We start from the raw sequence: 12,321 nt of genomic DNA, 5'->3' as shown, positions 1-12,321 counted from the left end.
CGATGGAGATTCCCGAGAACGTTAGGAAAAGGCTGAGCATTCCCGCCGAGGAGCACTTCTTTGCCGGTCACACGGCCTGTCAGGGCTGTGGCGCCTCGCTCGGAATAAGGTACGTCCTCAAGGCCTACGGCAGGAAGACCATCTTCGTCATCCCGGCGTGCTGTTCGACCATCATAGCCGGTCCCTGGCCCTACACCGCGCTTGACGCTAACCTCTTCCACACAGCTTTCGAGACCACAGGTGCTGTCATAAGCGGTATTGAAGCTGCCTTAAAGGCGAGGGGAATAAAGGTCAAGGGCGACGACGGGGTTATGGTCGTCGGCTGGGCCGGCGACGGTGGTACAGCGGACATAGGCCTTCAGGCTTTGAGTGGCTTCCTCGAGAGGGGCCACGACGCGGTCTACATAATGTACGACAACGAGGCTTACATGAACACCGGAATTCAGAGGTCGAGCTCAACTCCCTACGGAGCTTGGACCACTAACACTCCAGGAGGAAAGAGGCACTTCCTTGAGAAGAGGCACAAGAAGAAGGTCATCGACATCGTCATCGCCCACGAGGTTCCCTACGCCGCGACCGCGAGCGTCGCCTTCCCGGAGGACTTCATAAGGAAGCTCAAGAAGGCCAGGAAGGTTGAGGGTCCGGCCTTCATACAGCTCTTCGCTCCCTGTCCGACCGGCTGGCGCTCACCGACCGACAAGAGCATCGAGATAGCCCGCCTGGCAGTTCAGACCGCATACTTCCCGCTCTTCGAGTACGAGAACGGCAAGTACAAGATAAACATGCCATCGCCCAAGAAGGAGCCGAAGCCGATTGAGGAGTTCCTCAAGCTCCAGGGCAGGTTCAAGTACATGACCAAGGAGGACATCGAGAACCTCCAGAGCTGGGTGCTTCGCGAGTGGGAGAAGCTCAAGAAGCTCGCCGAGGTCTTCGGCTGACCTTTCCTTTTCCACAAGGTTTAAGTTTCCCTCTGATAACTCACCAGGGGTGATATAAATGGCTGAGAGCCCGTTTAAGGCCGACATAGAGAGGGTTCAGAAGGAGTATAGCGAAAAGATGACGCCGGGAGCGATTGCCTACATCCCGGGGAGTAGCGTAATCAACAAGACCGGTTCCTGGCGTGTCTTCATGCCGGAGTTCAACAGGGACAAGTGCGTTAGGTGCTACCTCTGCTACATCTACTGCCCGGAGCCGGCCATCTACCTCGACGAGGAGAACTACCCGGTCTTCGACTACGACTACTGTAAGGGTTGTGGAATCTGCGCGAACGAGTGCCCGACCGACGCGATAATAATGGTTAGGGAGACCAAGTGAGGTGGTGAAAGATGCCGATTAGGACGGTTATGAAAGCCAACGAGGCGGCCGCCTGGGCCGCGAAGCTTGCCAAGCCGAAGGTCATAGCGGCCTTCCCGATTACTCCCTCGACGCTCGTCCCCGAGAAAATCAGCGAGTTCGTCGCCAACGGCGAGCTCGATGCGGAGTTCATCAAGGTCGAGAGCGAGCACTCGGCCATCTCGGCCTGTGTCGGTGCCTCAGCGGCCGGTGTTAGGACATTCACCGCGACAGCTTCCCAGGGTCTTGCCTTGATGCACGAGATACTCTTCATAGCAGCAGGAATGCGCCTTCCGATAGTCATAGCCGTTGGAAACAGGGCTCTCTCAGCTCCGATTAACATCTGGAACGACTGGCAGGACACCATCAGCGAGCGCGACACCGGATGGCTCCAGTTCTACGCCGAGAACAACCAGGAAGCTTTGGACCTCATCCTGATAGCCTACAAGGTCGCCGAGGACGAGAGGGTCCTTCTCCCGGCGATGGTCGGCTTCGACGCGTTCATCCTCACCCACACCGTCGAGCCCGTCGAGATTCCGGACCAGGAGCTCGTTGACGAGTTCCTCGGTGAGTACGAGCCGAAGCACGCTTACCTTGACCCGAAGAGGCCGATAACTCAGGGTACCCTTGCCTTCCCGGCCCACTACATGGAGGCCCGCTACAAGGTCTGGGAGGCCAACGAGAACGCGAGGAAGGTCATCGACGAGGTCTTTGCCGAGTTCGAGAAGAAGTTCGGCAGGAAGTACCAGAAGATTGAGGAGTACAGGACTGACGACGCCGAGATAATCTTCGTCACCATGGGCTCACTCGCCGGAACCGTCAAGGAGTACGTCGACCACCTCCGCGAGAAGGGGGTAAAGGCCGGAGCCGCGAAGATGACCGTTTACAGGCCGTTCCCGATTGAAGAGGTTCGCGAGCTGGCCAAGAAGGCTAAGGTTCTCGCTCTCCTCGAGAAGAACGTCACCTTCAGCGTCGGTGGAGCCCTCTTCCAGGACTTCAGCAGGACCCTCGTGAACGAGAAGGAGAAGCCGGTCATAGTGGACTTCATCCTTGGACTCGGTGGCAGGGACGTCACCTTCAAGGACCTTGACGAGGCCCTCGCGATTGCGCAGAAGGCCCTCAACGGAGAGGAGTTTGACGAGGTCAACTGGATAGGCCTTAGGAAGGAGATTCTGTGAGGTGATGAAGATGGCCGTTAGGAAGCCCCCCGTTACCACTCGCGAGTACTGGGCACCGGGCCACGCCGCCTGTGCCGGCTGTGGCTGTGCCACCGCTCTCAGGCTTGCCACCAAGGCCTTTAGCGAGGCTATGGAGGAGAAGTACGGCGACCCCGATGCCTTCGCCATAGCCCAGGCCACCGGATGTATGGAAGTTGTTAGCGCCGTCTTCCCGTACACCGCCTGGAAGGCCCCGTGGGTTCACGTCGCCTTCGAGAACGCCGCGGCAGTGGCGAGCGGTGTTGAAGCAGCTTGGAAGAAGAAGGGACTCAAGGGCAAGATACTTGCCATAGGCGGTGACGGTGGAACCGCTGACATCGGTATGCAAGCTTTGAGCGGTATGCTCGAGCGCTGGCACAACGTCGTTTACCTGATGTACGATAACGAGGCTTACATGAACACCGGAATCCAGAGGAGTTCCTCAACCCCCTACGGAGCCTGGACCACCACCTCACCGCCCGGCAAGTACTCCATCGGTGAGGACAAGCCCAAGAAGTGGGTCGCCCTTATAGCTGCAGCCCACCAGATACCCTACGTCGCCACCGCGAGCATAGGCAACCCCTTCGACTTCGTCAGGAAGATGAAGAAGGCAGCAAAGGTCGACGGCCCGGCCTTCGTCCAGGTTCACTGTACCTGCCCGACCGGCTGGAAGAGCCCGCTCGAGAAGGGAGTTGAGATAGCTCGTCTCGCCATCGAGACCGGTGTCTGGCCACTCTTCGAGATTGAGAACGGCGACTTCCACAACATCAAGATACAGAGCCCCGGAGGAGGCGCGAAGGTCAAGCGCGAGGGAGGCAAAATCGTTGCCATCGAGTTCAAGAAGCCCATCGAGGAGTACCTCAAGCTCCAGGGCAGGTTCAAGCACCTCTTCAAGCAGCCAGAGGCAATCGACCAGCTCCGCGAGCAGATAAAGGCCATGTGGAAGGTCCTCGGCGTCGAGGTCACCCTCCCGAAGCCGGAGGAGTGATTGGCCTCTTTCTTTTCTCACATTTGCATTTGGCCTTTAGATTCCCAACTCGTTTCTCTTCCGGTCTATATGGTCCGTTATTGCCCTTGCAGCTTTCCTCATGTCACTCTCGATTATGAAAGACGCCCTCACTATTTCCTGGAGCTTCTGCGTGAGGATTTTCACGACTTCCCGTCCTCCAAGAACGGGAGGGGTTAGTCCAAGGTGAGTTGTTATTCCACTGGAAACGAAGTACATACCTATCGAGAGCGACTTTTCAGCCATCGGCTCCGGTGCTGATGCCACTATGGGGAGCGAGGCTATGGGAACGTCGAAATCCTCAGCTAAACGGCTTGCAGTGACGAGTATTCTTGTACTGTCAACGCAGGAGCCCATAAGGAGTGCCGGGGGAATATTCCATTCTTTTACGAACTTCCTCAGGCCGGGGCCAACGTTGTCCGTGTCAGCGTACTCCGGTAAGAATATGCCGTGTTTAATTGCCGCCGTTGCCCAGCAACCGGTTCCAAGTAGGAGAATGTCCCTTTTCATCAGCTCGTTGGCGAGGGTGATGTGGTTCATATCATGTGCAACCTTGGGGTTGTTGCATCCCACCATCGCCGTTATGCCCCTTAATTTTCCCTCCACGATTGCTTCCTTCAGGGGTTCAAGCGAGCCTCCGAAGCGTTCAATCAGTGTCTCAACACTGAATCCAACTATTCCGGCTTGTTTGACCTTGGGTATCCTGACCCTGTGGGCGGAGCGGTTCCGGAAGTTCTCCACGGCCATCCTGACTATCTTCCGGGCTATCTCGTCGGCTTTTTCGGGGTTGAACTTCACATGAATGGCGCCTGGGAAAGTCGCGATTGGACTCGTGTCTATCACAAGAGTATGGAAGCACCTGGCGACGTCCACGGTTCCGGGCATTATGCACTGAACGTCAACTACCATTGCCTCAACTGCTCCGGTTATGATGGCCGCCTCCTGCTGAAGGAAGTTGCCTGCGATTGGGATGCCCCTTCTCATGAGGACTTCCAGACCGGTACAGCACATCCCGACTATGTTTATGCCCTTTGCCCCGTACTTCTCCGCGAGTTCTATCAGTTCTGGGTCGCCCGCGGCCTCGACGATTTTCTCGGATAAAACCGGTTCATGGCCGTGAACTATTATGTTGACGTATTCTTCCCTGAGTGTTCCCAAGTTCGCCTCCGTTCTTGTGATTTCGGGTGTTCCAAACAGTACGTCCTGAAGTTCTGTGGCTATTAGCGAACCTCCCCACGCATCCGCAAGTGACGTCCTTATCGAGTGGAGGATTAGGCTCATAGGGTCATGGTCTGTTCCAACGTGGGTTCTATGGAGGGCCTCCGTGATTTCCCGGTCTATTCCCCTGGGCAGAACACCAGCCTCCCAGCCCGGGACTTTGGCAAGGAGTCCGGCCTTTTCAAGATGTTCAAGTGTCTTGGTGTTGAGGTAGGCCCGGAGAAACCTTAGTGGGTTACTGTCCTGTTTCCCGAAGTCTTCCAGGGCAATTTTGGCCACTGCCCGGGCTATTTCTGCCTCAGATTTGCCTTCTGTGGGAATCCCGAGGCGTTGGGCAATTGCTTTAAGCTTTTTGGTGTCTCTGATTTGATACGGTGAACTTTGGACGACCAGGCCATCCGCTCCCAGGAACATTTTCCTGCCCTCGGGGGAGTCCGTGCCTCCGTTTTCTTTAACTGCGAGTAGAAGGGTAAGCGCAACGTGCCTGCCGTGGTCACTGTGCGCTGCGGCACCCGCCGCTACCATCCTGAGGAAGTTTCTCGCGACTATTGTATCAGCGGTCGCACCGCAGACACCTTTTTTCGGTTCTCCACCAAAGGGATTAATCCTGCACGGCCCCATCATACAATTCTGACAGCAGAGTCCGAGAAGACCATACCCGCACTGGGGTTGTTGCTTTTCAAGTCTATCCCACACCGTCTCGATGCGGAGTTCCCTCGCCCTGCGAAACATCTCTTCAGTGGCTTTGTCCATTGAAATCTTCTCACGCCCGCTCATCGCCCACACCATCACGTGCCCTACTCCAGCCGGTGCTTGTTAGCAACTCCTCGATACTGCCAAACTGCAGTGCACCTGTTTTACACGCCTCAACACATGCGGGAAGTTTTCCCTCTGCCCTCCTATCGGGACACAAGTCGCATTTAACCATTACCCCCCTGAGAACATCGAACTCGGGTATGCCGAAGGGGCATGCCGTGGCGCAGGCCATACACCCTGTGCACTCATTGGAATCAACGAGAACCGCTCCGTCCCGGTCCCGGAAGAGGGCCCCCGCTAAGCAGGCCTCCATACAGAGGGCTTCCTCACAGTGGTAACAGTGAACGGGGAGGTTTTGTGTGCCCACTGAGATTATTCTTATCCTTGGCAGTGGGATTGGGTCCTCCGTTATTGCGGACAGTATGCTACCGCTTTTGGAATGCTCCACTGCGCAGGCTATCTCGCAGTGATGGCAACCGATACAGCGTGACGGGTTGATGAAGATAGTTAACCTTGAACCCTCTGACAAGGCATATCCCCCGTTGGGTATTTGGGTTTCGCTTTGTGATTCTTTTAGCCTTTCCCTCCGGGGGATAATTTAAGATTTGCCGTAATGCGGGGGCTCAATGCTCCCTCCCAAAAACTTATATCTGGCTATTGATGTGGGTACTGTTATGAATGTGGACTACAACCCCGGTGTGAAAACACAAGAGCGGAGAAAAAGGTTGTTCACGGTGGCGGAGGAGCTGAACAGACGCGCTTCCAGGAGAACCGGTGAGGACGGCTTTCGAGTTGTCGTGACAGGGAAGGGCGGGGTTGGAAAAACAACGATAACAGCTCTGCTCGCCAGGCTTCTTGCACGGGACGGTTATCGGGTTTTGGCGGTTGACGAAGACCCCCAGATGAACCTGGCCCACGCTCTCGGGATTCCAAAGGAGGTCAGGGCCAAGATAGTGCCCCTCAACAGGAACCTTGACTACATCGAAGAGAAGACGGGAGCACGGCCCGGAACCGGATGGGGCCTCTACTTCTCGCTAACTCCAGACGTTAGGGATGTCGTCGAGCGCTTCGGGGTTATTGGCCCTGATGGGGTCATGCTCATAGTGATGGGGAGTGTCGTTCAAGCCGCTGCTGGATGCCTCTGTCCGGAAAACGCGCTTCTAAGTGCTGTTGTGAGGTACATAACCGTTCGGAAAGGTGAGGTAATCTTAATGGACACCCAGGCCGGTCTGGAGCACTTTGGACGGGCACTCGCCAGGGGTTTCAAGCAGGCAGTTGTGCTTACTGAGCCGACATACAACTCCGTTCAGGTCGCTGTCAGTGCCACCCGGCTCGCAAGACAGCTTGGCATTAAGCACGTCCACCTCGTGATAAACAAAGTGAAGAGGGAAAGCCAGGTTGAGAAAGTCGAGAGGATACTCAATGAACTTGGCTTTAACGATTTCACGACCAAGACGGTAATCCCTTATGACGAACTCGTGGAGGAGTACGACCCCGAAATCGAGGCCATCTTGGGAAATCCGGAATCACCCACTTACAGAAAGGTCCTGGAACTGAAGGATATACTGTTGAAGTACGCCGAGTGAATATTGCACAATTCTGACCAATCTTACCCTTTTTGGGACAAAGGTTTTTAAGTTCACCGAACTATTCTCGTCGGTGGTGTACGATGACGATTAAGGCTCCGACCCTCAACATAGGCGGTCTGGGCGCTGACCCGCTCACGGAGAGGATAAAGGAGAAGCAGAAGAAGTGGAAGTACAAGATAGCGGTTCTCAGCGGTAAGGGTGGCGTTGGAAAGAGCACCGTCGCGGTGAACCTCGCGACCGCGCTTGCTAAGAAGGGCTACTACGTCGGCCTGCTCGACGCGGACATACATGGGCCGAACGTTGCAAAGATGCTCGGCGTGGACAAGGCCGACGTTCTGGCGGAGAGGCTGGAAGACGGTCGCTTTGAGATGCTCCCGCCGATGGCCGACTTCATGGGCCAGATAACGCCCATCAAGGTCATGAGCATGGGCTTCCTCGTTCCGGAGGACCAGCCGATAATCTGGCGCGGTGCCCTCGTCACCAAGGCCATCAAACAGCTCCTCGGCGACGTCAAGTGGGGCGAGCTTGACTTCATGATAATCGACTTCCCGCCCGGAACCGGTGACGAAATCCTCACCGTCGTCCAGAACGTCCAGCTCGACGCCGCTGTCATCGTCACGACCCCCCAGGAGGTTGCTTTACTTGACACCGGCAAGGCAGTGAACATGATGAAGAAGATGGAGGTTCCCTACATAGCCGTCGTCGAGAACATGAGCTACCTCATCTGCCCGCACTGTGGCAACGAGATTGACCTCTTCGGAAAGGGCGGAGGCAAGAAGCTGGCCGAGAAGGAGGGCGTTGACTTCCTCGGTGAGGTTCCGATAGACCTCAAGGCGAGGGAGGCAAGTGACGCCGGAATCCCGATAGTCCTCTACGACGACACCCCCGCCGCGAGAGCCTTCATGGAGCTCGCCGACAGGCTCGTGAAGAAGCTTGAAGAGCTGAAGGGCGAGGGTGAAGAAGGGAAGCAGGAGAAGACCGAGTGATTTTTAACTTCTTTTTGCCAATTCTTCTCCGGGCGCGACTCAGGCCGGCGGGAGCCGTTGCGATGGGGTCGCGCTGGACCAGGCTACGTTAAGCTTTTTAACCCCTGCCCCTACCTATCCCGGGGAGAGGATGAGAAGGGCTTTGGCTGTGCTTTTGCTCCTCCTGCTCGTTTCACCGCTCGTTTCGGCCGGTGGGGTTAGCTATTATCCCGATAAGGCCAGTTTTACACGCTTCATACACTCCAACGCAACCTACCGTGTCGTTCCGGGCAGGGATTACTGGGCAAAGGGCTGGGCACGCTACGTTGACGCCAAACTCGGTGAAGTCCTTGAGCACGGGAACGGCACGCTCGTTCTCGTCGGAAACGTCTACGAGAACCCCGAGATGAAGAGGCTCTGGAACCTGACGGGCCTTCCTGAGAGCGCCTCGCTTTCCCCCATGGTAATCGTCGTCAATAACACCCTTTTCGTCACCGGAAGCGAGGACAACATTTACCTCACCCACGACGCCTTCTCGGAGATTTGGGTTCCGCCAAAGACTTCCCTGGCCCTGTTTGCCCTTCTTGCGTTTGCTATCGTCCTGCTCTTTGGCCTTAGCCTCCGGGCGGACAGGAGCTACTCCGCGAGGTTCTTCCTTCTCGGTGCGTCCCTCATTTTCGTCTGGTTCACCCTCTCGGAAACGCCCGTTCTGCCGAGCAACTTCCTTGAGTTCTTCTCACGGGCCCTGTCCGTTTCCGCGGGTGCAGTTCCATCCTCCCCGCTACTGGCCCTCATCGGTCACATACTCTCCGCTGTTCCCCCAACTGACGAGACCCTCTGGTTGGCCCACTGGCTTTTCCTTTTAACCCTCACCGGGCTCTTCTTCTACGTCGCCCCCAAGCGTGAGAGGGCGCTCGGCTTTATAGCCTTCGGGCTCGTTTTCTCGGCACCGCTCTTCCGCTCACAGGTTGCCACCGTTGGCATCGCCCTTCCCGGTCTCGTGCTTATGCTCCTCGCGATAGCCGTGGCAACGAACTCTTCCTTTGTTCCAGGTTCGAGGAGAACCCTGGAGATACTGGCCCTGGCAGGTGCCACGCTCCTTGCGTCCATTTTCAACCCGTACCTTCTGCTCTTTCCACTGTTCTTTGCCCTAACGTACCCTGGAAGGAAGCTCAGGAACTCCTCCTACCTCGTCCTCGTGTGGGCCGGCTTCTGGGCCCTGTGCAGGGTTTACGGCTTCGACTGGCTGTCGAAGTGGACGAGCTTTCAGCCCCATCCTGGCTTCGTCGAGAACCTCATCCTCCAGTCTCTCCTGGGACTCGTCATAGTGGTCTATGCCCTGTTAACAGGGCTGAGAAGAATAAGGTGGAGGGGCCCGACGGCCTTCATAACCCTGTCAACGCTGGCGTTCCTTCTGATTGCTCCTTTCGTGGGCGGTTTCTTCCCCTACGCGCTGACACTCGTTTCGATACTCGCCGTCAGGCTCGTTCACTCTGTCATTCAAACTTGATTGCGCCGAAGACGGCCCCCTTAAGGTGCGGGCCGATTGCCTTGATGATTCCCGGGGCCTGGGTTCCCTTCTTGAGGACGAGTAGAGTTTCCATTAAACCGAGCTCCTCCATTCTCCTGACGTCCCTGCCGTGGCCGGTTTTGATGAGCGCCTCCTCAACCTTCTCGCTTATCGTCCCCGTTATGAAGAGCTTGTCGTAACCGTCGCTCAGCCATTCCTTAATCCTCTTCAGCTGGGCGTCGCTGAAGGCCAGCTCGACTTCCCTGGCGCCGAACTCGACGTTCGTCACCTCGACCTCGACGGGCAGGTTGTCCACCCATCCGAACTCGCGAATCATCTGCCTTACCGGCATGTCCCCGAAGGTTTTCTTGAGGTAGTATAGCGGAATCAGCGCGTCCTTGGGCTTTGGCTTGAAGATTCCAATGTCAACGTAGGCGCCGTAGCCGACTTTGCCGAGGTCTATAAAGCGTCCCCTGTAGGTCTTTCCGGTTTCGACGTTCTTGAGGCTGTAGGGAACCTCGCCGAACTCGTCCCTAACGAGGTTCGCGCTTATCTCTTCGTCCTCACCGCTGAGGCTGACCTTGACCCAGTTCTTGGTCGTTGCCGATAGCTTCCACTCGACTTCCAAATCCCCCAGAAGGGAGCGGAGCTTCCTGTGGAGCTTGTCAAAACCGCTCCTGTCCCCGTAAACCTTCTCAAGAATAACCACTTCTTCCATCTTCACCATCCCCGAAGTTCATTAAGAGTCCATTCCGCTTATTTAACCGCTCTTTTTCTTCCTTGGCTTCTTCCTCAGGCCGAGCTCGATTTCGAGTTCCTCTATGCGCTTCTTGAGCTCCTCGACAATTCGACTGTTGTCGTACTGCATGAGCATCTTACCGCATATCGGGCACTGGAACTCGTACTCCATCGCCTCGTCGAAGGTGAGCCTCGGATGACCTTCCTCGCCACACCAGTAGTAAATCTCGCTGGTTTCCTCCTCGAGCATCTCCTTGAGCCTCTTCAGCTCGGCCATCTTTCGGGCCTTTATTATCTCGGGCAGTCTCTTGGTCTCAAGGCGCCAGTAGTAGTAATACCACCCGGTCTCGGGGTCGCGGATTCTCTTGAAGTCCGCCAGACCCTGGTCGTTGAGCTGGTAGAGAATCCTCCTGACGGTATTAACCCTGATTCCAGTCTTCTCAGCAAGCTCTTCATCGGTCGCCTCTTTCATCTTTTCGAGGGCTTTGACTACCTCAACGGCCTCCTCACCGCCTATGTCCATTGCGATTTCGATGAGCTCCTTGTTCTTCCGTCTTGCCACTGGGACGACCTCCACACGATTTGATTAACGGTCACCTAAACGGATAGACCCCAATAGAAATATTGGGCGCGGGGATATATATAAGTTTCCTGTCAAAATGACAACCATAATGAACAGAAAAGGACGTCAGTCGTTGAAGTACTCGTTGAGGAGTTCCTTCGCGGACGGCTTGTAGAGCTCGAGAACCTCGATATCCTCGATGACGTTTCCCTCACGGAGCTTGAGCTTCACCTTGCCCCCGTAAACCTGAAGGTCGTCGAGCATGCCGTAAATCGCGTCTTCCGCCTCGAGGGGGCTCTTGAACTTCATTATGTACTCCTCTCCCTCGGGGAGGATGAGCTTGACCCAGTACTCGTTCTTCCTCTTGAAGGGCCTTGTTATCTTTGGCTTAAAGTTGTCAATCACTATTTCCAAAGGGCTCACCTCCGCTCTTCCGGCTCCCTAACCTTTTTTGAAACCCGAATTTTTAAGGTTTTCCAACTCGAAAACTTTCGTTACCACGGCAAATCGAGGTTCAGCTCCTTTGACAGTTTGACCACCTCATCGAGCGGAACTATCGCACTCCTCGCGCCCACCTTCTGGACGGTGAGATACGCTAGGAGCATGCCGAGTTTCGCCGAATCCCTGAGCGACCAGCCGTTGAGAATCCCGTAGATTACGCCTGCATCGAAGGAATCGCCGGCACCGGTGCTGTCAACAACTTTCGCGCTCAGCCCGCGAACCTCGAATGTTTCATCCCCCTCGCGGACGATTGCACCGCCTCCGTTGAGCGTTATTATCAGGTTCTTGGCGTTGCTGAGGGAGGTGTCGAGCGAGCCGTACTTCCTCCTGTACTCGTCCTCGTTCATGAGGAGGTAGTCAATCATGCCCTCCACTTCCCTGGGTAGCGTTGCCTCTCCGATATCGACTGAAATCGGAATCCCACTGGCGTTGGCGAAGCGAACGGCTTCCTCGATGAGCTCCGGTGGGTTGGACGAGAGGTGCAGGAACCTGGCTTTCCTCGCGTAGTCCGGCTTAAACTTTCTGAGGGAGTTGGCTCCAAGGTGCTTGACTATCCTCTTGTCGTCCCCGTGAACCATCGAGACGGCCACTCCTGAAGGCAAATCAACGACGTCTATTCCCGATGTGTCGACGCCGAGCCTCTCGAAGTATCTCAGATGAGCCTCGCCCATCTCGTCCCTTCCAACCGCTCCGATGAAGCCTGCCTTCAGTCCAAAGGTTGCGAGCCAGCTTATCGTGTTTCCAGCCGCACCGCCGAGGCCGAAGTGGGCCTCCCTGGAAACTACCTTCTCGTGGAACTCGGGAAAGCGGTCGAGCAGGAAGATTATGTCGTAGTTGAGGTTTCCCATGCCTATCACGTCGAGCATTCCACCACCTCCGGAATCCCGAATACGGCGTTTGGAGTTATAACCTTTGTCCGGGGAAAGATTTAAATATCCATTTCTACCC

At 55.9% G+C, this 12,321-nt stretch carries 13 protein-coding genes; 7 read left to right on the top strand and 6 right to left on the bottom strand.

What is annotated here, in order from left to right; genetic code table 11:
* Positions 1–2 precede the first annotated feature (2 nt).
* Genes E3E28_RS03365 through porB form a run of 4 tightly spaced genes read left to right on the top strand, consistent with a single transcriptional unit; the run spans position 3 to position 3,516 of the window.
* The gene (locus E3E28_RS03365; RefSeq protein WP_167914018.1) at positions 3–938 is read left to right on the top strand and encodes a 3-methyl-2-oxobutanoate dehydrogenase subunit beta; all 936 of its coding nucleotides are present in this window, start codon (positions 3–5) and stop codon (positions 936–938) included.
* 58 nt (positions 939–996) lie between these two features.
* Positions 997–1,314 (top strand): pyruvate synthase subunit PorD, encoded by a 318-nt coding sequence (gene porD / locus E3E28_RS03360; RefSeq protein ID WP_014122958.1) that lies wholly within the window; start codon positions 997–999, stop codon positions 1,312–1,314.
* An 11-nt stretch (positions 1,315–1,325) separates the two neighbouring features.
* Entirely contained in the window at positions 1,326–2,510 is a 1,185-nt protein-coding gene (gene porA / locus E3E28_RS03355; protein WP_167914017.1) for a pyruvate synthase subunit PorA, read from the top strand.
* A gap of 10 nt (positions 2,511–2,520) precedes the next feature.
* Positions 2,521–3,516 (top strand): pyruvate synthase subunit PorB, encoded by a 996-nt coding sequence (gene porB / locus E3E28_RS03350; protein ID WP_167915169.1) that lies wholly within the window; start codon positions 2,521–2,523, stop codon positions 3,514–3,516.
* A gap of 36 nt (positions 3,517–3,552) precedes the next feature.
* Here porB and cooS read toward each other — a convergent pair whose 3' ends face one another.
* Both cooS and E3E28_RS03340 read right to left on the bottom strand, forming a co-directional pair.
* Entirely contained in the window at positions 3,553–5,541 is a 1,989-nt protein-coding gene (cooS, locus tag E3E28_RS03345) for an anaerobic carbon-monoxide dehydrogenase catalytic subunit (protein WP_240921645.1), read from the bottom strand.
* Positions 5,516–6,037 (bottom strand): 4Fe-4S dicluster domain-containing protein, encoded by a 522-nt coding sequence (locus E3E28_RS03340; RefSeq protein ID WP_206203794.1) that lies wholly within the window; start codon positions 6,035–6,037, stop codon positions 5,516–5,518. Before E3E28_RS03340 ends, cooS begins: the two co-directional genes overlap by 26 nt.
* 145 nt (positions 6,038–6,182) lie before the next feature.
* On the opposite strand from E3E28_RS03340, the gene E3E28_RS03335 reads away from it, so the two are divergent.
* The 3 genes from E3E28_RS03335 to E3E28_RS03325 all read left to right on the top strand — a co-directional run bounded on the left by E3E28_RS03335 (position 6,183) and on the right by E3E28_RS03325 (position 9,572).
* A complete protein-coding gene (locus E3E28_RS03335) occupies positions 6,183–7,094 on the top strand; it encodes an AAA family ATPase (protein WP_167914016.1) in 912 nt (303 codons plus the stop codon).
* Between the two features lie 83 nt (positions 7,095–7,177).
* Positions 7,178–8,083, top strand: coding sequence for an Mrp/NBP35 family ATP-binding protein (locus E3E28_RS03330; RefSeq protein ID WP_167914015.1), 906 nt, complete (start codon positions 7,178–7,180; stop codon positions 8,081–8,083).
* A gap of 130 nt (positions 8,084–8,213) precedes the next feature.
* Positions 8,214–9,572: a hypothetical protein gene (locus E3E28_RS03325; protein ID WP_167914014.1), complete on the top strand. Its 1,359-nt coding sequence runs from the start codon at positions 8,214–8,216 to the stop codon at positions 9,570–9,572.
* Here the strand turns inward: E3E28_RS03325 and E3E28_RS03320 are convergent.
* The 4 genes from E3E28_RS03320 to E3E28_RS03305 form a co-directional block, all read right to left on the bottom strand.
* Positions 9,559–10,290 carry a DUF2110 family protein gene (locus E3E28_RS03320; protein WP_167915166.1) on the bottom strand — a complete coding sequence of 244 codons (732 nt, stop codon included), beginning with the start codon at positions 10,288–10,290 and terminating at the stop codon, positions 9,559–9,561. The two genes, E3E28_RS03325 and E3E28_RS03320, sit on opposite strands and share 14 nt — an antisense overlap.
* Positions 10,291–10,332: 42 nt before the next feature.
* Positions 10,333–10,872, bottom strand: a complete 540-nt coding sequence (gene tfe / locus E3E28_RS03315) for a transcription factor E (RefSeq protein WP_042692355.1) — start codon at positions 10,870–10,872, stop codon at positions 10,333–10,335.
* A 126-nt stretch (positions 10,873–10,998) separates the two neighbouring features.
* Entirely contained in the window at positions 10,999–11,286 is a 288-nt protein-coding gene (locus E3E28_RS03310; protein ID WP_042692357.1) for a hypothetical protein, read from the bottom strand.
* 80 nt (positions 11,287–11,366) lie between these two features.
* Entirely contained in the window at positions 11,367–12,239 is an 873-nt protein-coding gene (locus E3E28_RS03305) for an ADP-dependent ribose-1-phosphate kinase (RefSeq protein ID WP_167914013.1), read from the bottom strand.
* Between the last annotated feature and the right edge of the window lie 82 nt (positions 12,240–12,321).

Source organism: Thermococcus sp. 21S9 (genome assembly GCF_012027635.1).
Classification (GTDB): domain Archaea; phylum Methanobacteriota_B; class Thermococci; order Thermococcales; family Thermococcaceae; genus Thermococcus.
Note: the sequence above shows the minus strand (reverse complement) of the source record. Positions and strands in the feature narration are given on the sequence as shown.

Bases quoted from the DNA above. Each gene is read 5' to 3' on its own strand.
- E3E28_RS03365 (WP_167914018.1), top strand. From the start codon at position 3: ATGGAGATTCCCGAGAACGTTAGGAAAAGGCTGAGCATTCCCGCCGAG.
- porD (WP_014122958.1), top strand. From the start codon at position 997: ATGGCTGAGAGCCCGTTTAAGGCCGACATAGAGAGGGTTCAGAAGGAG.
- porA (WP_167914017.1), top strand. From the start codon at position 1,326: ATGCCGATTAGGACGGTTATGAAAGCCAACGAGGCGGCCGCCTGGGCC.
- porB (WP_167915169.1), top strand. From the start codon at position 2,521: ATGGCCGTTAGGAAGCCCCCCGTTACCACTCGCGAGTACTGGGCACCG.
- cooS (WP_240921645.1), bottom strand. From the start codon at position 5,541: ATGGTGTGGGCGATGAGCGGGCGTGAGAAGATTTCAATGGACAAAGCC.
- E3E28_RS03335 (WP_167914016.1), top strand. From the start codon at position 6,183: ATGAATGTGGACTACAACCCCGGTGTGAAAACACAAGAGCGGAGAAAA.
- E3E28_RS03330 (WP_167914015.1), top strand. From the start codon at position 7,178: ATGACGATTAAGGCTCCGACCCTCAACATAGGCGGTCTGGGCGCTGAC.
- E3E28_RS03325 (WP_167914014.1), top strand. From the start codon at position 8,214: ATGAGAAGGGCTTTGGCTGTGCTTTTGCTCCTCCTGCTCGTTTCACCG.
- E3E28_RS03320 (WP_167915166.1), bottom strand. From the start codon at position 10,290: ATGGAAGAAGTGGTTATTCTTGAGAAGGTTTACGGGGACAGGAGCGGT.
- E3E28_RS03305 (WP_167914013.1), bottom strand. From the start codon at position 12,239: ATGCTCGACGTGATAGGCATGGGAAACCTCAACTACGACATAATCTTC.